The 19,898-nt window shown below is 72.2% G+C and carries 21 protein-coding genes; 10 read left to right on the forward strand and 11 right to left on the reverse strand.

The genetic code is table 11. From position 1 onward, the window contains the following. Positions 1-171: 171 nt before the first annotated feature. Together sigJ and AB0H12_RS17365 are read left to right on the forward strand one after the other, a co-directional pair. The gene (gene sigJ / locus AB0H12_RS17360; RefSeq protein ID WP_499623823.1) at positions 172-1,128 is read left to right on the forward strand and encodes an RNA polymerase sigma factor SigJ; all 957 of its coding nucleotides are present in this window, start codon (positions 172-174) and stop codon (positions 1,126-1,128) included. Positions 1,129-1,347: 219 nt separating this feature from the next. Then, positions 1,348-1,818 carry a cupin domain-containing protein gene (locus AB0H12_RS17365; RefSeq protein WP_499623824.1) on the forward strand — a complete coding sequence of 157 codons (471 nt, stop codon included), beginning with the start codon at positions 1,348-1,350 and terminating at the stop codon, positions 1,816-1,818. Positions 1,819-2,014: 196 nt separating this feature from the next. Here AB0H12_RS17365 and AB0H12_RS17370 read toward each other — a convergent pair whose 3' ends face one another. Continuing rightward, positions 2,015-3,118, reverse strand: a complete 1,104-nt coding sequence (locus AB0H12_RS17370; protein WP_499623825.1) for a CapA family protein — start codon at positions 3,116-3,118, stop codon at positions 2,015-2,017. A 328-nt stretch (positions 3,119-3,446) separates the two neighbouring features. On the opposite strand from AB0H12_RS17370, the gene AB0H12_RS17375 reads away from it, so the two are divergent. Then, the gene (locus AB0H12_RS17375; RefSeq protein WP_499623826.1) at positions 3,447-3,656 is read left to right on the forward strand and encodes a hypothetical protein; all 210 of its coding nucleotides are present in this window, start codon (positions 3,447-3,449) and stop codon (positions 3,654-3,656) included. Between the two features lie 83 nt (positions 3,657-3,739). Here AB0H12_RS17375 and AB0H12_RS17380 read toward each other — a convergent pair whose 3' ends face one another. Next, a complete protein-coding gene (locus AB0H12_RS17380; RefSeq protein WP_499623827.1) occupies positions 3,740-4,120 on the reverse strand; it encodes an STAS domain-containing protein in 381 nt (126 codons plus the stop codon). Between the two features lie 253 nt (positions 4,121-4,373). Between AB0H12_RS17380 and AB0H12_RS17385 the strand changes: the two genes are divergently transcribed. The 5 genes from AB0H12_RS17385 (at position 4,374) to AB0H12_RS17405 (ending at position 8,349) form a co-directional block, all read left to right on the forward strand. Then, positions 4,374-4,568 carry a DUF1918 domain-containing protein gene (locus AB0H12_RS17385; RefSeq protein ID WP_499623828.1) on the forward strand — a complete coding sequence of 65 codons (195 nt, stop codon included), beginning with the start codon at positions 4,374-4,376 and terminating at the stop codon, positions 4,566-4,568. Between the two features lie 593 nt (positions 4,569-5,161). After that, a complete protein-coding gene (locus tag AB0H12_RS17390) occupies positions 5,162-6,496 on the forward strand; it encodes an extracellular catalytic domain type 1 short-chain-length polyhydroxyalkanoate depolymerase (RefSeq protein WP_499623829.1) in 1,335 nt (444 codons plus the stop codon). 303 nt (positions 6,497-6,799) lie between these two features. Continuing rightward, entirely contained in the window at positions 6,800-6,964 is a 165-nt protein-coding gene (locus tag AB0H12_RS17395) for a hypothetical protein (protein WP_499623831.1), read from the forward strand. A gap of 225 nt (positions 6,965-7,189) precedes the next feature. Beyond that, positions 7,190-8,215: a TerC/Alx family metal homeostasis membrane protein gene (locus AB0H12_RS17400; protein WP_499624112.1), complete on the forward strand. Its 1,026-nt coding sequence runs from the start codon at positions 7,190-7,192 to the stop codon at positions 8,213-8,215. Positions 8,216-8,217: 2 nt separating this feature from the next. Beyond that, positions 8,218-8,349 (forward strand): hypothetical protein, encoded by a 132-nt coding sequence (locus AB0H12_RS17405; protein ID WP_499623832.1) that lies wholly within the window; start codon positions 8,218-8,220, stop codon positions 8,347-8,349. Positions 8,350-8,379: 30 nt separating this feature from the next. Here AB0H12_RS17405 and AB0H12_RS17410 read toward each other — a convergent pair whose 3' ends face one another. After that, on the reverse strand, positions 8,380-9,414 hold the full coding sequence (locus tag AB0H12_RS17410; RefSeq protein WP_499623833.1) for a family 43 glycosylhydrolase: 1,035 nt from the start codon (positions 9,412-9,414) through the stop codon (positions 8,380-8,382). Between the two features lie 123 nt (positions 9,415-9,537). Between AB0H12_RS17410 and AB0H12_RS17415 the strand changes: the two genes are divergently transcribed. Continuing rightward, the gene (locus tag AB0H12_RS17415) at positions 9,538-10,692 is read left to right on the forward strand and encodes an acyl-CoA dehydrogenase family protein (RefSeq protein WP_499623834.1); all 1,155 of its coding nucleotides are present in this window, start codon (positions 9,538-9,540) and stop codon (positions 10,690-10,692) included. Positions 10,693-10,746: 54 nt separating this feature from the next. Here the strand turns inward: AB0H12_RS17415 and larE are convergent, their stop codons facing one another. From larE to AB0H12_RS17455, 8 genes are all read right to left on the reverse strand, one after another. Beyond that, positions 10,747-11,556: an ATP-dependent sacrificial sulfur transferase LarE gene (gene larE / locus AB0H12_RS17420; protein ID WP_499623835.1), complete on the reverse strand. Its 810-nt coding sequence runs from the start codon at positions 11,554-11,556 to the stop codon at positions 10,747-10,749. Next, on the reverse strand, positions 11,556-12,704 hold the full coding sequence (gene larC / locus AB0H12_RS17425; RefSeq protein ID WP_499623836.1) for a nickel pincer cofactor biosynthesis protein LarC: 1,149 nt from the start codon (positions 12,702-12,704) through the stop codon (positions 11,556-11,558). Before larC ends, larE begins: the two co-directional genes overlap by 1 nt. Then, positions 12,701-13,384 (reverse strand): nickel pincer cofactor biosynthesis protein LarB, encoded by a 684-nt coding sequence (larB, locus tag AB0H12_RS17430; protein WP_499623837.1) that lies wholly within the window; start codon positions 13,382-13,384, stop codon positions 12,701-12,703. Before larB ends, larC begins: the two co-directional genes overlap by 4 nt. After that, positions 13,381-14,523, reverse strand: coding sequence for a glycerate kinase (locus AB0H12_RS17435; RefSeq protein WP_499623838.1), 1,143 nt, complete (start codon positions 14,521-14,523; stop codon positions 13,381-13,383). The genes larB and AB0H12_RS17435 overlap by 4 nt, the downstream gene beginning before the upstream one ends. Next, complete coding sequence (gene larA, locus AB0H12_RS17440; protein WP_499623839.1) at positions 14,520-15,803, reverse strand: nickel-dependent lactate racemase; 1,284 nt, start codon at positions 15,801-15,803, stop codon at positions 14,520-14,522. Before larA ends, AB0H12_RS17435 begins: the two co-directional genes overlap by 4 nt. Further along, positions 15,803-16,651: an amidohydrolase family protein gene (locus AB0H12_RS17445; RefSeq protein ID WP_499624113.1), complete on the reverse strand. Its 849-nt coding sequence runs from the start codon at positions 16,649-16,651 to the stop codon at positions 15,803-15,805. Before AB0H12_RS17445 ends, larA begins: the two co-directional genes overlap by 1 nt. Beyond that, positions 16,651-17,637 carry an aldo/keto reductase gene (locus tag AB0H12_RS17450; RefSeq protein WP_499623840.1) on the reverse strand — a complete coding sequence of 329 codons (987 nt, stop codon included), beginning with the start codon at positions 17,635-17,637 and terminating at the stop codon, positions 16,651-16,653. Before AB0H12_RS17450 ends, AB0H12_RS17445 begins: the two co-directional genes overlap by 1 nt. Positions 17,638-17,784: 147 nt before the next feature. Continuing rightward, positions 17,785-18,489, reverse strand: a complete 705-nt coding sequence (locus AB0H12_RS17455) for a FadR/GntR family transcriptional regulator (RefSeq protein ID WP_499623841.1) — start codon at positions 18,487-18,489, stop codon at positions 17,785-17,787. 347 nt (positions 18,490-18,836) lie between these two features. On the opposite strand from AB0H12_RS17455, the gene AB0H12_RS17460 reads away from it, so the two are divergent. Further along, complete coding sequence (locus tag AB0H12_RS17460; RefSeq protein WP_499623842.1) at positions 18,837-19,892, forward strand: sugar ABC transporter substrate-binding protein; 1,056 nt, start codon at positions 18,837-18,839, stop codon at positions 19,890-19,892. The last annotated feature ends 6 nt before the right edge of the window (positions 19,893-19,898 follow it).

Raw genomic sequence — 19,898 nt, forward strand, 5'->3', positions numbered from 1 at the left:
CGACGATCTTCATGACGAGCCTTTCGGGCCGGGCGCCCGGCCGGTCCGGGCACCTCTGTCGCACACCAAGACCGGACAGCCCTCCCCGTTGTGACGGAGGTCGGCCGCCGCCGACGTGGAGGGGTACCTTCGGCAACGGCGGATCGGCACGAACAGGTGTGGAGGCGGCGGTTGACTGAGTCCGAACCGGGGGGCGCGGACGACCTGGCACAGGCCGCCGCGGTCTTCACGACCGTGCGGCCACGCCTGTTCGGGATCGCCTACCGCATGCTCAGCAGCGTCGCCGAGGCCGAGGACCTGGTGCAGGACGTCTGGGTGCGGTGGCAGACGTGCGACCGCGGCCAGGTGGTCAACCCGGAGGCGTTCCTGGCCACGACGACGACCAGGCTCGCCATCAACGTGCTGCAGTCGGCGCGGGTGCGGCGCGAGACGTACGTCGGACCGTGGCTGCCCGAGCCCGTCGACACGAGCGCCGACCCGTACCTGGGCGCCGAACGCGGTGAGGCTTTGGAGCTCGCGGCCCTGGTGCTGATGGAGAGGCTCACCCCCGGTGAACGCGCCGCGTACGTGCTGCGGGAGGCCTTCGACTACGCCTACGCCGAGATCGCCGACATCCTCCAGTCGACCGAATCCGCGGTGCGCCAGCTGGTCAGCCGAGCGCGCAAGCACGTGGCCGGTGAACGGCGCAGGGACGTGCCACCCGACGCGCGGCGGGACCTGCTGGCCGCCTTCATCGCCGCCGCCCGCGCCGGCGACATGGCCTCGTTGGAGCGGCTCTTCGCGCCGGACGTGACCAGCCTGTCCGACGGCAACGGCAGGCTTGGCGTCGCGCGCAAGCCGGTCATGGGCGTGCCCGCCATGCAGCGGTACCTGGGCTCGATCACCAGCTGGTTCTGGGACGACCTCGACGTGAGGTGGGCGAGCGCGAACGGGCAGCCGTGCGCCGTGCTGCTGCGCAACGGCGCCGAGTTCGGCGTGGTCGCGATCAGCGCCACGGACGAGGGCATCGACCACGTGCTGTGGCTGCTCAACCCCGAGAAGATCACGGCCGTGTCCGACGCGATCTCCTCGCCCCCGGCGAAGATCACCGCGGTGCCCGGTCACGGCAGGCGACTGCGGCAGGGCTGACCGTGCCGCGGTCCGGGATGCCCTGGCCGCGTCGACGAGCTCGAAGAAGCACGCCGAGCTGCTCGTGCGGGCATCGACAGCGTGCGGCGACCGGACAGCGGCGACCGGTCTCGCGCCGGTGTCGTGGACCACTTCGCCGACCGACCCGGAACAGGCACGCCGACTTGCCTGTTCGGACAGGTAACTGGCTGAGGTGCAGGTCTGCGGAGGAGCGGTTCGATGAGCATGGTGTACCTGGCACAACCCGGGCAACAGCAGCAACTGGAGTGGATCGGCGGCAGCACGTTCTCCGTCCTGCTCGACAGCGCGGCCACCGAGGGACAGCTCACAGTGGGTCGGTTCGCCGCCGAGAAGGGGGAAGCGCCACCGCTCCACCTGCACACCAGGGAAGACGAGGTCTTCATGCTGATCTCCGGCACCGCACTGGTGTGGTCGGGCGACGACGAAGCGGTGGAGCTGGAGGAGGGCGGCATCATCTACCTGCCCCGCAACGTGCCCCACGGCTACCGCATCACCTCCGACCACGCCGACCTGTTGATGATCGCCACCCCCGGTGGTCTCGAAGGCATGTTCCGCATGGCCGGTCGGGACCTGTCCACCCCGAGGCCGGAAGGCTTCCGACTGTCACCCGAACTGATGGCCGAGGCGGCCGACGAGTTCGGCCAGGTCGTCCTCGGCCCACCGCGCTGAGCGCACGAACGTCGTGGGGACGAACGCGGTGCCGCCATCTCCGTTGTGGACAGCTCCCCGCAGCGGGGTCTGCTCCGGCGAGGCCGCTTCAACGATCGCGAACCCGGCGACCGGACGGCATGGCGCTTCCTCCCCGGCTGATGCGGACCGCTCGACGGTACCGGCCTCACGTCGCCGGACGCGTGCTGCCACCTGGTCACCGGGTTTCGGTGCGCAGGTCGAGCACGCCGTCCCGCAGGTCGACCCGTGACCCGAACGGGTGGTTGACCCGATCGAGGATCGAACGCAGGTGTTCGGTGTCCGTGCGGTCGGTGTGGTGCAGGCGCATCCGGTGGACGCGCATCGGAGCCATCCGCAGCCCGACCAGGTGGCCCGTGCCCGGCTGGACCGCGGCGAAGTACAGCAGGCGCAGGTCGTCGCGGTACTCCTCGTGGCCGGTGATGCCTTCGTAGTCGTTGATGAGGTCGCCGCAGCCGTACAGGATCAGCTTGCCGTGGTGCACCTCGATCGGGCGCGGGTGGTGTGAGGAGTGACCGTGCACGACGTCCACCCCACCGTCGACGAGCGCGTGCGCGAAGGCGACGTGCGAGTCGGGAACGTCGTAGCCCCAGTTGGATCCCCAGTGCAGCGAGGCCACGACGACGTCACCGGGGCGCTTGGTCAGCCGCACGCGCGCGGTGACCTCGAACGCCACCTCGTCGGTCACGTCCGGCAGCAGGTCGACCCCGGGCCGGTTCGGGGTGGCAGCCCAACTGCCGGGGATCCCGCTGGATCGCGCCCCGAGCGAGAAGAAGACGACCCGGCTCCCGCGACCGGCGGGGAGGACTGTCGGCTGCTCCGCCTCGCTCGCGGTGCGTCCCGCGCCCGCCACCGCGATCCCCGCGCCGGTCAGCGCGTCGAGCGTGTCGACCAGTCCCCGCCGACCGAAGTCGAGCACGTGGTTGTTGGCGAGCGCGCAGGCGTCGGGCCGGGCCGCGGTCAGGCACGGCACGTTCCCCGGACTCATCCGGTAGTGCAGCCGCTTCGCGACGTCCCTCTCGCCGTCGCCGGTGACGCTGGTCTCCAGGTTGATCAACCGCACGTCCGGCGACTCCTGGTCCAGCACGTGCAAGGCGTCTCCCCACGGCCACGCGAAGTCGACCGGGTGAGGGATCGGACCGTTCTCCCGCTCCGCCAACGCCACGTAGGTCCGCGCGTCCCGGACGTACGGCTCGTGCAGCCGGGGGTCGCCCGCGTGCGGCAGGATCTGGTCGACCCCGCGACCGGTCATCACGTCACCGCACAGGAACACCGTCACCATCGGGTCGATGGTCCGCCTGGATCCGGAAGATCACCATTTCCGACGCCCCGGACAGGCACGGGGGACGCCCGCGCGGCACCCGTGTGCGGGGCGCCGGAAACGGGTAACCGACCGAGCGTGCCGGAGGAGGCCGGGTGGCAGCCGGCCGAACGGAGGTGATCCGGCCATGCGACGACATCATCGGTTCACCCTCGCGGCAACGGCCGCGGTCCTCACCGCGGCGGCATGTGGGGCGCCTCCTCCCGACGACGTCCGACCACCCGTGCCGCCTTCCGCGCCGACCACCGAACCGACCTCTACGCCGACCCGGACGCCGGCCCGTGGCGACGTGACCGTGAACGGCGTCGTCCGGACCGGTGTGGAGGCCGGATGTCTGGTGCTGGACACCGACACCGAGGACTACCTGCTCCTCGCCGGCGACCGCGCCCTGCTGCGGCCCGGCGTCACGGTCCAGGTGCGCGGAACGCCCAAGCCGGGCATGCCGACGACCTGCCAGCAGGGCGTTCCCCTCGAAGTGCACGAGGTCCGACCGACCTGAGGCGACGCGCGCCCGCTCACCAGTCGTCGGACGTGTCGACACCGAGCAGGTGGGGGCGCCGAAGGCTCAGCCGCGGCGACCCGTCAGACCACGATCGGCGCCCGTGCCGCCGCGACGGCCTCGCGCACGCCGGCCCGCAGGACGACGAGGTCGGCGATACCCGTTTCGGTCATCGGCTTGAGCACCGCGCGCTGGTCGGCGGCCACGGCGAACCGGACGCCACGCCGTTCGGCGCGGTGACGCGCCTCGATGAGCATCGACAGGCCGATCGTGCCGAAGAACGTCACGGCGGCGAGGTCGAGCACCAACACCCCGGAGGGCTCCTCGAGGCAGGCGATGATCTCGGTGCGCACGTCGTCGCAGGTCACCATGTCCACCACGCCGTCGACACGGCTCACCGTCGCGCCGTCCCGCCGGAAGGTCCCCACGACGACGTGTGGAGCGACCTCGACCTGCTCGCCCATCGGACTGCGCCTCCTGGGAACTCGTCGGACAACACCGCGTCCCGCCGCGGCAACCCGCCGACCGGCCGCCCCCATCGTTGCCCAAGCCCGCGCCTGCTGTCACCGCCGAACGTGGGTGTGCGGTGGCCCGCCGACGGCGGCAGATGGCCGCTACGGCAGGTGATGCCCGTTCGTGTCGAACATTCCCCCGGAGGCTCGACACGGTCCGTTCAGGGTTATCCCATGCTGGAGGTCGGCTGAGGAGGGATGTGCCATGCGGGCAAGCGTCGGTGACGAGCTGTTGGTGCACGGCAAGGTCGTCGGGCAGCACGACCGCACCGCCGAGATCCTCGAAGTGCTGGGCAAGGACGGCGCGCCGCCTTACCGGGTGCGGTTCGAGGACGGGCACGAAACGGTCATCTTGCCCAGTCCCGACGCCGTCGTGCGGCACGTGAAGGGCGGAGCGTGAGGCTGCCTGTGGCGTGCCGCACCGGCGAGCGACAGTCGACGCCAGCGTGACGCCGGTGAGGTGCATGTCGAGCAGGGGCAGCTCGCCGGGGCGGAAGTGGTTGCCGGCGCTCTCGCAGAACCCCTCCGGGGTCGGGCTCCTCAGCGCGAGGGCGAGTTGATCGACCCGGCTGGTGGCCTCGATGGCCACCCGGTGCCGGCCGCGTCGGTCGAGGAGCCGGCCGACGGCACGACCGCCCTGGTCGCGGCACCGCCCCCTGGACCGCGTGGCGGCGCGCTTGGAGGCGGTCGTCGCGGAAGCCGTGACCCGGGGGTTGACGGGCACCGAGCCGGCCGCGAATCACCTCGAATCCGGAGTGGACTGTCCACAACAGACTTCCCTCACTACGCGGATCGGCCGCTCCGCGCTGCTCCACAGGGGTGAACCCGATCACACCCGACGCTAATGAGACGCGCAGATCGTTCTGGGGCTTGCCGGTTCGAACTGTTTCGCTCAATACTGCGTAACGTTTCACCTCCCCCGACACTGGCGTCGGGAGGCGGGCAGCGTCCAGCGGACCCCGTCTCCTGCTTACCTGGCGAGGAAACGGTCCGATGAACCTGAAGAAGTTGGCGCCCGGCGCGATCCTGGCGGTCGCAGGGGCGATGGTCGCGGCGTTGTTGGCGTTAGCCGCACCGCAGGCGTCGGCGGCGACCCTGACCCAGGTGACGAACTTCGGCGCCAACCCGACCAACCTGCAGATGCACCTGTACGTGCCGGACCGGGTGGCGGCCAAACCCGGGATCCTGCTGGCGATCCACTACTGCGGCGGGTCCGGGCCCGGCTTCCACTCCCAGACCCAGTACGCGTCCCTGGCCGACCGGTACGGCTTCGTCGTGATCTACCCGACGGTGACCCGCAGCAGCAAGTGCTGGGACGTGTCCTCGGCGGCGGCGTTGCGTCGGGGCGGTGGCAGCGACCCGGTCGGGCTGATGGCGATGGTCGACTACGTCAAGCAGCGCCACAACGCCGACCCCGGCCGGATCTTCGCCACCGGCACCTCCTCCGGCGCGATGATGACCAACGTCCTGCTCGGCGTCTACCCCGACGTGTTCAACGCGGGCGCCTCGTTCGCGGGCGTGCCGTTCGCGTGCTTCGCCACCACCAACGGCTCGGAGTGGAACAGCCAGTGCTCCAGCGGCCAGTCGATCAAGACACCGCAGCAGTGGGGCGACCTGGTGCGCGCCGCCTACCCCGGCTACACCGGACCCAGGCCCAGGATGCAGATCTGGCACGGCACCAACGACGACACCCTGCGCTACCCCAACTTCGGCGAACAGATCAAGCAGTGGACCAACGTCCACGGCCTGAGCCAGACGCCGACGTACACGGACACACCGCAGTCCGGCTACACCCGCACCCGCTACGGCAGCACCGGGGGCATGGCGCCGGTCGAGGCCATCAGCATGCAGGGCGTCACCCACAACATCCCGGTCGACGCGGCCCAGGTCATCCGCTTCTTCGGCCTCGACGGCACCCCGCCCACCAGCACCAGCACCACGACCACGACCACGACCACGACCACAACGACCATGACCACAACGACGACGACCACGACGCCGCAGCCCGGTGACGAGTGCCGGGTCGCCTACACCGTGAGCGCCTGGAACACCGGCCTGACCGCGTCGATCACCATCACCAACACCGGCAGCACGGCGGTCAACGGCTGGAGCCTCGCCTTCACCCTCCCCGGCGGGCAGACCATCACCAGCGGATGGAGCGCCACCTACGCGCCGATTACCGGCGCGGTGACCGCCCGCAACGTCTCGTACAACGCCGCCATCGCACCCGGCACGTCGGCGACCCTCGGCTTCCAGGCCAACCACACCGGCAACACCGGCGAACCGTCCTCGTTCACCCTCAACGGGGCGGCCTGCGCCGTCGCCTGACCCTGCGGGATCCCCGTCCGCCGCCCCGGTACAGCGGGGAGCCTCGGGTGGACGGCTCCACCCCCTCCGCGCGACGGAGGTCGGCGTTGGTCGGTCTCGTGCTGACCCTGGCGGTGATCGCCTCCGGCGTCGTGGCCATCGGCCAGCCGGGCGCGGTCACCGCCAACGGCCGCTCGCGCCGAACGGCAGCACGACGTTCGGGGTCATCGGCAGCGGCAGCCCTTCGACACCGGCCTCCACGTGCACGAGCCCTCGACCCGCACCGGCAACCGGCCTCGGATCACATTCCGGGCGGGTCCGGTCGTGCGCGCCGGGCTCGCGGCCGGCGACGGGATCGTCGCGGGTGTGCTCGCCGGCGCCCAGACCCGGGCGGAGCGCGGAGCCGAGCACCCCGCCCACGAGTACGCCGTGCGCCGCGCCCGGCTCGACGCGCTGATGCGCCGTGCGGACGGCCGTGGAGCGGCGTAGGACCGGAGACGACGTGGCCGGGCCGCCGTACCCGATCGAGCGACACCGTCCACCTTTACCGGGTCTTTACTCGCTGACCGTGCTGTCTGATACTGGGCGTCGAGGGGAGTACTTCCCAAGCGCCTACCCGGTCAGTACGGACACCTCGATCGATGTCCCCGGGAGGCCGCCCCGCCGGGGTGAAGGAGACCTCGAACACCGACTGTTCGGGGAGGTCCGGTGCCCCTGTCAGCAGCGGTTCCGGCGAGCCCGGCGGACGTCGTCGGCTCACCGGGTCTGTGGTTGGTCAGCATCGCCGTCCTGGTCGCGCTGCTGATCGCCGACTTCGCGGTCACCCACCGCCCGCACGAGGTCTCGATGCGCGAAGCCGTCGGGTGGTCGGCGTTCTACCTGACCCTGCCGGTGGTGTTCGCGGCCTGGCTGTGGAGCGCCGCGGGCAGCGACCGCGCCCTGGAGTTCATGACCGGGTTCGTGGTCGAGAAGTCCCTGTCGGTCGACAACCTGTTCGTGTTCATGCTGCTGCTCGCCGTCTTCGCCGTCCCCTCCGACGTGCAGCAGCGCGTGCTGCTCTTCGGCATCGTCGGCGCGTTGGTGCTGCGCGGCGTGTTCATCGCGGCCGGCGCGGCCATGCTGGCTGCCGGGACCTGGGCGTTCGTGGTGTTCGGCCTCATCCTGTTCGCCTCGGCGGTGAAGATCCTCCACGAGGCGCTCACCGGCAGCGTCGTCGTGCACGACGTCTCCGGGATGCGGTCGGTCCGGCTGTTGCGGCGGCTGATGCCCGTCACCGACGACTACCGCGGCACCCGCCTGACCGTGCGCGAGCACGGCCGACGCGCGCTCACCCCGCTGGCCGTCGTGGTGGTCGCCGTCTTCGCCACCGACATGGTCTTCGCCGTCGACTCGGTGCCCGCGGTCTACGGCATCACCGACGACCCCTACCTGGTGTTCGCCACGAACGCGTTCGCCCTGCTCGGCCTGCGCGCCCTGTACTTCGTGCTGCACACCGCCCTGGCCAAGCTCGTCCACCTCAACCACGGGCTGGCCGTCATCCTCGCGTTCATCGGGACGAAGCTCGTGCTGCACTGGGCGCACGGCATCTGGCCGGGCGTGCCCGAGATCCCCACCCCGGTGTCCCTGGCGGTGATCATCGCCGTGCTGGCGACCGTCGTCCTGACCAGCCTGCGCTCCCGACGCCGTGCCGAGCCCTCCGCTCACCAGCCGAGCGCGAAGGCCACCACACCACAGGACTGACCATGCTCTTCGAGTGGCTCTTCGATGTGCTGATCACCATTCTGATCACGGTGCTCGTCCTCGCCTCACTGGTGATCACGTGCGCCGCCCTGAACCCACCACGCGGACCGCACCCGCCGCCCCGGCCCCGCTGACCGCGGTCCGCCCGCCGACGAGGCGCCGGGTCAGGTGCAGTCCTCGATCCGCCACTCGTCGTGCCAGTCGAGGACCGGCAGGTCGCCGTCGAACCGGACGGGCAGCCAGACGTAGTCGGCGACGGACGTGTCGAAGTCCGTCCCGCTGAAGGCGGCGTCGGACTCGACCGGTTCGCCTGCGAAGAGCCGCCGGAACACGTCGGGAGCCCGCTGGGCCACCTCGGCGGGGACGTCGGGCAACCACCGGTCGGCGAGGGCGATGTACAGGTCCTCCTTGGCCGGGTGCTTGAAGACCGAACTGATCTGCGACCGGAACGACGTCGCCGTGGGGTCGGCGGGGTGCGGGTCGCCGAGCACGGTCCACGGCCCGTGGTAGGTGTCCGCCACCGCGACTTCCGAGCGGTTCGGGTAGTAGCCGGTGGTCCCCGAGGTGAACAGGTAGTGCCTCCCGTCGCGCTCGAAGTGCGCCGGCGCTTCCCGGACCTCGGGCGGCCGGCGCCGCGGGAAGTGGGTCGAGTAGTACCCCGTCACGTCGGTGAGGTCCTCGGTGAGGTCCGCGCAGACGAGTTCGCTGTGCACCCGCTCGAAGTAGTAGTAGCCCTTGCCGTCGGGCGCGACGACGAGGTCGAAGTCGCCCGCGCTCATCCCCAGCGGTCGCAGGCCGGTGCGCACGATCTCGTAGGGGCCCAGGAGGTGGTCGGCGACGAGCACCGTCGACGTCTGGACGGCGCCCATGATCTTCAGCCAGCACACGAACTTGCCGGTGCGCTCGTCGCGGACGATGTGCGGCCGGTCCACCAACCGCGCCGGGTGCAGCGGCGACCCGGGGTCGTCCTCGACCGGCGGGATGACGAGGCCCTCGTCCGTCCAGTTGTAGAGGTCCGTCGACGAGTAGCACCGGACGCCCCAGTGCCAGACGCCGTTCCCGGGCTTGGTCCTCTCCTTGTTCTCGCCGTACCAGTAGAAGGTGCCGTCGAGGTGCAGGACCGAGCCGCCGTGGGCCTGGATCCGGTTGCTGTCGGTGTCCAGCCAGACCTGACCGGGTCTGATCGAGGTGTAGGCCATCTGCCGCCCTCCGTCGGGGGGTGACGGGTCCCGTGGCGCCGTCGTCCTCCGGTCTACGGAATCAAGGGGCTCGTCGTCAACGGCGGCCGACGAGTCCGAGCCGATGCGGGAGGATCTGCACCCATGACCATGCCGATGCCCGACGACCACCCACTCGGCCCGCCCCCGGACGAGCAGTCGTGGGTCCGGGTCGCCGCAGACCTGGCCACCGGTTTCGCCGCCACCACCGACGAGTTCGACCGGACCGCGCAACTGCCGGTCGCGAACCTGCGGGCACTGCACGCCGGCGGTCTCGACCAGGCGACCCTGCCGCGAGAGTGGGGCGGGCAGTCGCTGAGCTACCGCACGGTCGGCGCGATCCTGCGGGTCCTCAGCGCCGCGGACCCGTCCACCGCCTGCCTGTGGCTCATGCACATCGGCGCCGCCGAAGGCCTGGTGCGCCACTCCACCCCCGACGTGGCCCGGTACTACGCCGACGAGCTCATCGCGGGACGCCGCTTCGCCAACGCCCTGTCCGAACCCTCGGGCGGCAACCAGTTCCTCTCACCCCAGCAGGTCGCCGAACCCGTCGACGGCGGGTACCGGCTCACCGGCGCGAAGCGCTTCGTGTCCGGCTGCGAGATCGCCGACCACTTCCTCGTCAACGCGCTCGTGGACGGGCAACCCACCCTGTTCGGGCTCGAACCCGACCACACCGTGACCTTCGAACCGCAGGACACCCTGGGACTGCGCGCCACGCGCAGCCAGCTCGTGGGGCTGAACGGCACCGTGCTCCGCGCCGACCGGCGGTGCCCGCCGTCCCCCCAGCCCAAGCCCAACCACATCGCCGCAGGTCTGGCGTGGCTCTCACTCGGCATCGCCGACACCGCGCTGGACACGCTCATCCGCTACGCACGCACCCGGACCCTGCCTTCCACCGGCCAGCCCCTGGCGGCCGAGCAGCGCCTCCAGTTCGAGGTCGCCGACGCCGTGCTCCGACTCGAAGCCGCCGCGCTGGTCGCCCACCACACCGCCTGGCTCGCCGACCAGGACTCGCCCCTTTTCCTGTCCGCCGCGACGCGCGCGAAGCCCACGGCGAACCAGGTCGCCCGCGACGTCGCGCAACTGTGCCTGCAGGTCGGTGGCGGATCCGGCTTCGTCGCCACCTCGCCGATCCAACGGATCTTCCGCGACGCGCAGGCCGGCTGGCTGATGGCCCACTCCGTGGAGTTCTGCCTCAACCACATCGGAGCCGACGTCATGCTCACGCCGCGTGACCAGCCCGACTCCCCCGACTAGGCCCTCACCCGATCCCGCGCCGGCGACGTCGGCTCCCGGCCGGGGTCGGTGGGTTCACTCGTGGTTGAGCGCGCCCGACCGGAACACCGCCAGTTCGACGCCGTCGAACCCCGCCGCTCGCACGACCTCGGTGAGCGCGGGGCCGATGCCCGGCCGGTCGACCAGGTCCGGGTCGAGTTCGACCCTCCCGACGTCACCGAGGTCGCGCACGCGCAGGTCCCAGCTCGGTGTCCCCGCACTCGCCAGCCACGCCCGAACCGCCGCCTCGGCGCGTTCCACCCGCGCCAGGCGTGAGGGGGTGATCGCCACGCCGTAGCGCACCCGGCTCGCCAGGCAGGGCATGGCCGGCTTGTCCCAGGTGGACAGCGCCCAGTGGCGGCTCACCGCGCGGACGTCGGCCTTGGTCATCCCGAGGTCGCGCAACGGGGTGCGCACGCCGATCTCGTCGCCGGCGCGGATGCCCGGCCGGAACGGGTCGCGCGCGTCGTCGGCGTTCACCCCGGTCGCCACCGAGGACAGGCCGTGGTCGCGGGCGACGGCGGTGATGGTGTCCAGGACGGTGGACTTGCAGAAGTAGCAGCGGTCCCGGCCGTTGGCCGCGTAGGCGGGGTTGTCCAGTTCCGCGGTCCCCGGCGTGACGTGCCGGACACCGAGGCGGTCGGCGAACGCGACCGCGGCGTCCAGCTCGACGGCGGCCAGGCTCGCGGAGTCGGCGGTGACGGCGAGCACCGCGTCGGGTCCCAGGGCGCGCGCGGCGGCGGCGAGCACGAGCGCGGAGTCCACGCCGCCGGAGAAGGCGACGGCGACCGGGCCGATGCCGGTCAGGTGCGCCACGAGCCGTGCGGCGGTGCTGCCGGTGTCCATCAGTGCTCCTCGGGGCTGTCGGCGGCCAGGGCGAGCACGGTGCGCAGTGGCAGGCCCGTGTGCCGGGCGACGGCGACGGCGTCGTCGTACTCCGGCTTGCTGTGGTGTGGTCCGTGCTTGCGGCGCACCGGCATCCCGTGGACGTGCACGGTGTCGGTGGTCCGGGGCAGGGCGGTGCGCCGCACGCCGGTCCGCCGCACGCCGAGGCTGCCCGTCTCCACCAGCATCCGCCGTTCGATCCCGTCCGCGGCCTCCGGTGTCGCCAACGCGTGCAGCACGTGGCCCGGTCTGCCCTTCTTCATCGTGGCGGGGGTGATCCAGCTGTCCAGCGCGCCCGAGTCCAGCAGCAGGGCGACGACGTGCCCGAGGACCTCGCCGGTGACGTCGTCGAGGTTGGTCTCCAGCACCACCAGGTCACGCACCTCCGCGGTCTCCCGGTCACCGAGCCGGACCACGGCCACGTTGGGCCGGTCGGGCAGGGTCCTGGTGCCCACGCCGTACCCGGTGGCCGTCAGGCGCATCTGCGGCACGGGACCGTAGTCGGCGCCGATCGCGAGCAGCAGCGCCGCGGCGGTCGGCGTCACGGTCTCGCCGGACAGGGTGATGCCCACGACGTGCGCGCCCCGCAGCAGCGCCGAGGTCGCCGGTGCCGGGCAGGGCAGCACCCCGTGCGCGGTGCGGACCGACCCGGCGCCGATCGGCAACGCCTCGCAGTGCACGGCCCGCACGTCCAGGGCGCGCAGCGCGGCGGCCACGCCGACGACGTCCACGAGGGTGTCGTGACCGCCGAGCTCGTGCAGGTGCACCTGGTCGGGGTCCTCGCCGTGCAGGCGTCCCTCGACCTCGGCGATGGCCCGCAGCGCGGCGACCGCGGTGTCGGCCACCTCCCGGTCGCGCACCCTGGACGCCATGGCGATCAGCTCACCCGCCTTGCGGCTGGTCGCGTCGTCGGACACCGACACGACGGCCCGGCGGCCGGTGAGCCCGTGCGTGAGCACCGGGTCGACGGCGAGGTCCCACCCGGTCAGGCCGGTGTCGGCGACGGCCGCCCGGATCGCGCCCAGCGGTGCGCCGGCGTCCACCAGCGCGGCCAGCAGCATGTCACCGGCCAGCCCGGTGAACGGCGAGATCAAGCACACCCGGCTCACGTCGTCCTCCGACCCACCACGCGGGCGAGCCGGAACGCGGCCATCGCGGCGCCGAACCCCGAGTCGATGTTCACCACGGTGATGCCCGCCGCGCAGGACGCGTGCATCGCCAGCAACGCGGTGATGCCCTCCAGACCGGCCCCGTACCCGGTCGAGGTGGGCACCGCGACCACCGGGCACGCGACCAGACCGCCGATCGCGCTCGCCAACGCGCCTTCCATGCCCGCGACCACGATGACGGTGTCCGCGGCCCGCAGCCGGTGCTGCTCGGCCAGCAGCCGGTGCAGCCCGGCCACACCGACATCGGTGACCGTGGTGACGCCGAGACCCACGGCGGTCGCGACCGCGGCGGCCTCCCGCGCCACCGGCAGGTCCGCCGTGCCCGCCGCGGCGACGACCACGCCGAACCCGGTCGGTGCGGCCGGGCGCCAGGTCAGCAGGCGTGCCTCGCGGTCGTGGACGCCGTCGGGCACGGCGGCCAGCACGGACGCCGCCGCGTCGGGTTCCACGCGGGTGGCCAGCACCGGACCGTCGTTGTGCCGCAACAACGTCCGCACGATCCCGCTGATCTGCTCGGGCGTCTTCCCGCTGCCGTAGATCACCTCGGGCAGCCCTTGGCGCGCTTCGCGATCCACGTCGACCCTGGCGAACCCGAGGTCGACCGCACCCGGTCCGGTCATGGCAGCACTCCCTGCGTGACGGTGGAGGGCGCGTGCGCGAGCAGTTCGCTCCCGATCGCCCTGAGCAGCGCGGGCGCCTGTCGCATCGCCGTGTCCACGTCGCCCGCGCGCTCCAGCAGCGACCAGGCGGCGACCACGCCGACCTCCCGCAAACGCTCTCCGGTGAGCCGGACGTCGCCCGCGACCACCACGACCGGCACACCGTGCCGCCGTGCCGCCCCGGCCACGCCGATCGGCGCCTTGCCCCGCAGGCTCTGCTCGTCGAACCGGCCTTCGCCGACCACGACGAGCGAGGCCTCGCGCAACGCGTCCTCGACGCCGATCGCACGCAGCACGAAGTCCGCCCCGGACGTCCGCCGGGCGTCGAGGGCTGCCAACGCCGCGAACCCGGCGCCACCGGCCGCGCCCGCGCCGGGTTCCCCGCTCAGGTCCCGCCCGATCTCCTCCGCCACGACCGCGGCGAACCGGCGCAGCCCTCGCTCCAGCACCGCCACGTCCCGGGGTGTCGCGCCCTTCTGCGGCGCGAACACCGCGGCGGCGCCGTTCGGTCCGGTCAGCGGGTTGTCCACGTCCGACGCCAACGTCACCCGCGCGAGCGCCAGCCTCGGGTCCAACCCGGACAGGTCGACGCGCGCCGTGCCGGTCAACGCCGCGCCGCCGGGGCCGACCGGCTCGCCCGAGGCGCCGACGACGCGTGCGCCCAGCGCGCGCAGCAAGCCCGCGCCGCCGTCCGTCGTGGCACTGCCGCCCACGGCGAGCACGATGTCGCGGCAGCCGCGGTCGAGCGCGGCGCGGATCAGCTCGCCGGTGCCGCGGGTGTCCGCGGTGAGCGGCGCGAGCCAGCCGTCGGGGAGCACGTCCAACCCGCTGGCCTGGGCCAGCTCGACCACCGCGTGTTCACCCCGCACGGCGAACGCGGCTCGCACCGGTTCGCCCGTGGGACCGGTGACCTCGACGCGCACCTCGTCGTAGCCGGCGCGCACCAACGCCGCCACGGTGCCTTCGCCGCCGTCGGCGACGGGCATCGCCACCGCCCGGCCGCCCGCGTCCGCCACGCCGTCGACGACGTGCCCGCACGCCTGCTCGGCGGTGAGGGAACCCCGGAACTTGTCGAGGCAGACCAGGACCGTCCCGCTCACCGGTGCGACCCGTCCACGTAGGGGATCGTCTGCGGGCCTTCGGGCAGCACGCACAGCCGGGCGTCCGGCCCCGCCGCCGCGAGGGCCTGGGCGACGGTCGCGGAGATGTCCGAGGTCCGCTCCAGGTGCGCGGTGGCCAACTCGGCGTCGGTCAGGTGCGAGGTGTGCACGACGACCCGGCAGTCGGCCTGGATGCGGGCCTGGATCTGGACCTGCCACTGGTCGGGCACGGTGACCTGGCGGGCCGAGATCTCCGCGAACAGCGCCGCCGGCGAGGCGGCCGAGGCCAGCACCTCGCGGTAGGAGCCGTGGTCGGGGAAGCCGTCGCGGCACTCCGCCGCGCACACGATCACCCCGCCCGGCTTGACCACCTGGTAGGCGGCCGACATGCCCTTCACCGACTGGTAGAGGTTCTGGTCGAGCGGATAGCCGGAGTTCGTGGTCACCACGACGTCGAACGGCCGCGGCACGGGCCGCATGGCGACCTCGCGGGCGGTCCGCACCGCCTCGGCGTGCATCGCGAGCAGGTCTCCCCCGAACGCGGCGACCACCTCCTTGTCCTGGTTCAGCACCACGTCGAAGCCGAACGTCACACCGGTGGCGTCCGCGATCGCGCGCACGTCGTCGTGCACCGGGTTGCCCTCCACGACCCCCCACGTCGCCCGCGGGTCGCCGATCCGGCGCGCGTCGTGCAGCACGAGCACCGTCTCCAGCGCCGCCAGGCCCGGCGCGACGAGCTTCGGGCCACCCGAGAAGCCGGCGAAGAAGTGCGGCTCCACGAAACCGGTGGTGATGCGCACGTCCGCGTCCACCCACTCGCTGTTGAGCCACACGGGCACATCCGCGCCGAACTCCCCCATCCACGTCAGGCCGCTCCGGTCACGGGCGTCGTGGTTGACGATCCGCACCGAGTCGACCACCTCGTCACCGAACATCCGGCGCAACTCGGCCTCCGTGTTGCCCCGGTGGGTCCCGGTGGCGACCAGCACCACGACGTCGTCGAGGTCGACCAGGCCGTCCAGCTCCTCCAGGATGGCCGGGACCATCAGCTCCCGGGGCTGCGGACGCGTCCCGTCGCAGGCGGAGATCGCCACGGTCTGCCCCGGGCGCACGCGTTCCCGCAGCGGCGGACCGGCGACCGGCGTCCGCAGGGCGCGGCGGAGGATCTCCCGCGGCGCTTCGGTGGCCTGGCGGTGCCGGGGTGTCACCACGGTGGTCACCGCCGGGTCGACCCGCAGGTCGAGCCCGGTCTCGCCGTAGGCCAGTCGCACGGTGCGCATCAGTTGTCCCCCAACCGGTAGACGCGGGCGGCGGCGCCGCCGAAGAGCTGGTCCCGCTCCGCGGCGGAACACCCGTCCAGGAGTTCGGCGGCGGTGGCGAACACCCGGTCGTAGTCGGCGGCCAGCAGGCAGACCGGCCAGTCGGAACCGACCATGAGCCGGTCCGGGCCGAACGCCTCCAGCGCGACGTCGACGTAGGGCCGCAGGTCCGCCGCCGTCCACCGCGACCAGTCCGCCTCGGTGACCAGACCCGACACCTTGGCCACCACGTTCGGTTCGGCGGCCAGCGCCGACAGGCGGGTCGCCCAGGGCTGGAGCACCCGACCGGCGATGTCCGGCTTGGAGAGGTGGTCCAGCACGAACACCAGGTCCGGCACCGCCCGGACGGCGTCCAGCGCCGCCGTCAGCTGGTGCGGCCGGGTCAGCAGGTCGTAGACGAGCCCGGCGTCGCGCACCGCGCGCAACCCGGCCAGCACGTCGGGACGGGCCAGCCAGTCCGGATCGGGCTCGGACTGCACCAGGTGCCGGACGCCCACGAGCCGGTCCCCGCCCGGTCCGCGGCGCAGCCGGTCCAGCTGCTCGGCGACGTCGGGCGCGGTGAGGTCGACCCACCCCACGACGCCCGCCACGAGGTCGGACAGCTCGGCCAGGGCCAGGAACTCCGCCGTTTCGCCGACGTCGGGGAGCACCTGGACCAGAACGGTGGCGTCCACCCCGGCGCGTTCGGCGACCGCGCGCAGGTCCGCCGGCCCGAAGTCACGTCGGATCGGCTCCAGGGTCGGCTCGTCGAGCCAGCCCTGCGGCCGGGCGGAGAGGTCCCACAAGTGGTGGTGGGCATCGATCCGGATCACTGCGCTCGCTCCTGCTCCAGCGCGTCGAGTTCCGCCCACAGCGCCTCGGGGACCCCGGTGGCGGCGTGCGCGGCGTTCTCGGCGATTTCTCGTGGGTTCCGGGCGCCGACGACGACGCCGGTCACTGCCGGGTGCCGCAGCGGGAAGCGCAGTGCGGCGGCGGCCAAGGGTACGCCGTGCGCGGCGCAGCGCTCGGCCAAGGCGAGGACCCGCCGACGCACCTCGTCCGGGGCGGGTGCGTAGTCGTAGGAGGCGCCGGGGGCCGGGTCGGCGAGGATGCCGCTGTTGAAGACGCCGCCGACGATGACGCCCACCTTCCGCTCCTGGCACGACGGCAGCAGGTCGTCGGCCGCGCCGCGGTCCAGCAGGGTGTACCGGCCGGCCACGAGCACGCAGTCCACGTCGGTCTCGGCGACGAACCGGGCGAGCATCGCGGTCTGGTTCATCCCCGCCCCGATCGCCCGCACCGCGCCCTCGGCGCGCAGCCGCTCCAGCGCCGGGTAGGCGCCGGCGACCGCGTCCTCCCAGTGGTCGTCCGGGTCGTGGATCAGCACGATGTCGAAGGAGTCGAGGCCGGACCGCTCCAGGCTCTCCGAGAGCGACCGGTAGACCCCGTTGGCGCTGTAGTCGCGCACCCGGACCAGGCCCCGTTCGCCGTGGAAGCCCTCGTCGCCGGGCGCGGCCTCACCGGGCACCAGCAGCCGGCCGACCTTGGTCGACACCGTGAACTCCGCCCGGGGTCGGGTGGCCAGGAACGCCCCGAGCCGCCGTTCGGCCAGGCCGGCGCCGTAGTGGGGCGCGGTGTCGAAGTAGCGGATCCCGGTGGCCCACGCCGCCTCCAGCGCGGCAGCGGCCTCGTCCTCGGTCACCGCCGAGTACAACCCTGCCAGCGGCGCGGTGCCGAGGCCGAGCCGGCTCACCGTGACGTCGGAACGGCCCAGCGGCACCCGTTCGGTGAACCAGTCCGCGGTCGCGGAGGTCATCACGCCTGTCCCAGGACGTTGCGCGGCCGGCCGAGGCCGTCGGTGTCGGCGGCCAACGAGGTCAGGTGGCGGACGTCTGGCCGCTCGTGACCCGCCGGGCCCACGCGCAGGAACTTCATCGGTTCTCCTTGGTGTGCGGCGTCGGCGTCAGCCGGCGGGCGGGGCGTCGCCGTCCCGGTCCACGTGCGCGCGCAACCACCGCTCGGTGGTGGTGATGTGCACGAGGGCGGCGGCCTGGGCGAGGGCGGCGTCGCGGTCGACCAGCGCGTGGTAGATGGCCTCGTGCTCGGCGAGGGTTCGGCTCGCCGCGTTGTCGTCGACCAGTCCGCGCCACACCCTGGCCCGCACCGTGCGACCGGAGATGCCTTCCAGCAGGGTCGTCAACGTCGCGTTGCCGGTGGCGGCGACGACGGCCCGGTGGAAGGCGGCGTCGTGCTCGTTGAGCAGCTCCACGTCGTCGCGGGCGGCGCGCATCGCGTGCAGGTGCTCGTCGACCACGGCGAGCTCCGAGTCGCTGATGCGGGTGGCCGCGAGCCCGGTGGCGACCGGTTCGAACAACCGGCGCACCTCGGTGAGCTCCAACAACGTGTCGCCGTGGAGCAGCTCCACCGCGGACGCGATGCTCCCGAGCAGCACCTCCGGCTCCAGGCTGGTCACGTAGGTGCCGTCGCCCCGCCGGATCTCCAGCACGCGTGCGACCACGAGCGCCTTGACCGCTTCCCGCATCAGGTTCCGGGACAGGCCGAGCTCGACGGCCAACTGCTGCTCGGGAGGGAGTTTCGACCCCGGTGACAGGTCACCCGACTGGATCAGGTCCCTGATGCGGCCGATGGCCTTGTCGGTCAGTGACATCGGTGGCTCTCCCAGGGACGTGGCCTACGCGCTGGGCAGGCTAGCAATACATCCCATCTCTACGAAAGACATTGGATGTCTCCGAAAACTGCCCGAACTTCGGTCGTGGCCGCTGAACAGGCGAACTTCTCGATTTCTCGCAAAGTCGGCCGCCGGCCCTAGACACCAATACCTCGGACGACCTATAAATTCATCCCATGTCCCATGTTCAGCTGCTACGCCGAGGACATGCCACGGACACAGGACAAGAGGACGCACGCCGGCGGCGTCGGGCGTCTTCGCCACGGTCCGTCCTCCCAGCTGACGGTCCCTCAAGGTTTCCCACAGCATCGCCGCTAGGAGAACCCGTGAAGAGCACCAACCGCACGATCGCCTCTTTCGGGGCGGTCGCCGCCCTGACCGCCGCCCTCGCCGCCTGCGGCGACTCGAACGCGGGGTCCGCCGGGCCCGTGGTCGGCGTCGACTACCCCCGATCCGACACCGACTTCTGGAACTCCTACATCAAGTACAGCCCCGAGTTCGCCAAGGAGCTCGGGCTCGAGCTCAAGACCACCAACTCCCAGAACGACGTCGCCAAGCTGACCGCCAACGCCCAGACCTTCATCAGCCAGGGCGTCAAGGGCGTCGCGATGGCGCCGCAGGACACCGCGGCCATCGCGCCCACGCTGGAGCAGTTGGAGGCGAAGAAGATCCCGGTCGTCACCGTGGACACCCGCCCCGACACCGGCAACGTGTACATGGTGGTGCGGGCCGACAACCGCGCGTACGGCGAGAAGGCCTGCCGGTTCCTCGGCGCCAAGCTCGGCGGCACGGGCAAGGTCGTGATGCTGCAGGGCGACCTCGCCTCGATCAACGGCCGCGACCGCACCGAGGCGTTCAACGACTGCATGAAGTCCGAGTACCCCGGCATCACGGTCTTCGGCGAGGCCACGAACTGGGACGGCGCGGTCGCCGCGCAGAAGCTCCAGACCGACCTCACCGCCCACCCCGACATCAAGGGCGTCTACATGCAGTCCAGCTTCGCCCTCGCCGGCACCCTCCAGGTGCTCGCGCAGAAGGACCTGCTGGTGGGGCCCGAGGACCCCAAGCACGTGTTCGTCGTCTCCAACGACGGCATCCCCGAGGAGCTCCGCAACATCGCCGAGGGCAAGATCGACGCCACCGTCTCCCAGCCCGCGGACCTCTACGCCAAGTACGCCCTGCACTACCTCAAGGCCGCGATCGACGGCAAGACCTTCGCGCCCGGCAAGACCGACCACGACAGCACCATCATCCAGGTCCGCGACGGCCTCCTGGAGGACCAGCTCTCCGCTCCCCTGGTGACCGCCGACGGCGGCACTTACGACGGCGTTCCCAGCCTCAAGAGCGACGACCAGTCGCTGTGGGGCAACAAGCTCGGCTGAGCGGAA

It is taken from the genome of Actinosynnema sp. NPDC023794, from assembly GCF_040639675.1.
Lineage (GTDB): Bacteria > Actinomycetota > Actinomycetes > Mycobacteriales > Pseudonocardiaceae > Actinosynnema > Actinosynnema luteola.

What these genes read in the sequence shown, in the direction of transcription:
- AB0H12_RS17385 (WP_499623828.1), top strand. Translation starts at nt 4,374, where the DNA reads ATGCGGGCAAGCGTCGGTGACGAGCTGTTGGTGCACGGCAAGGTCGTC.
- larE (WP_499623835.1), bottom strand. Translation starts at nt 11,556, where the DNA reads ATGGACACCGGCAGCACCGCCGCACGGCTCGTGGCGCACCTGACCGGC.
- AB0H12_RS17415 (WP_499623834.1), top strand. Translation starts at nt 9,538, where the DNA reads ATGACCATGCCGATGCCCGACGACCACCCACTCGGCCCGCCCCCGGAC.
- AB0H12_RS17365 (WP_499623824.1), top strand. Translation starts at nt 1,348, where the DNA reads ATGAGCATGGTGTACCTGGCACAACCCGGGCAACAGCAGCAACTGGAG.
- larB (WP_499623837.1), bottom strand. Translation starts at nt 13,384, where the DNA reads ATGACCGGACCGGGTGCGGTCGACCTCGGGTTCGCCAGGGTCGACGTG.
- AB0H12_RS17370 (WP_499623825.1), bottom strand. Translation starts at nt 3,118, where the DNA reads ATGGTGACGGTGTTCCTGTGCGGTGACGTGATGACCGGTCGCGGGGTC.
- AB0H12_RS17450 (WP_499623840.1), bottom strand. Translation starts at nt 17,637, where the DNA reads ATGACCTCCGCGACCGCGGACTGGTTCACCGAACGGGTGCCGCTGGGC.
- larA (WP_499623839.1), bottom strand. Translation starts at nt 15,803, where the DNA reads ATGCGCACCGTGCGACTGGCCTACGGCGAGACCGGGCTCGACCTGCGG.
- AB0H12_RS17380 (WP_499623827.1), bottom strand. Translation starts at nt 4,120, where the DNA reads ATGGGCGAGCAGGTCGAGGTCGCTCCACACGTCGTCGTGGGGACCTTC.
- AB0H12_RS17410 (WP_499623833.1), bottom strand. Translation starts at nt 9,414, where the DNA reads ATGGCCTACACCTCGATCAGACCCGGTCAGGTCTGGCTGGACACCGAC.
- AB0H12_RS17455 (WP_499623841.1), bottom strand. Translation starts at nt 18,489, where the DNA reads ATGTCACTGACCGACAAGGCCATCGGCCGCATCAGGGACCTGATCCAG.
- AB0H12_RS17390 (WP_499623829.1), top strand. Translation starts at nt 5,162, where the DNA reads ATGAACCTGAAGAAGTTGGCGCCCGGCGCGATCCTGGCGGTCGCAGGG.
- AB0H12_RS17405 (WP_499623832.1), top strand. Translation starts at nt 8,218, where the DNA reads ATGCTCTTCGAGTGGCTCTTCGATGTGCTGATCACCATTCTGATCACG.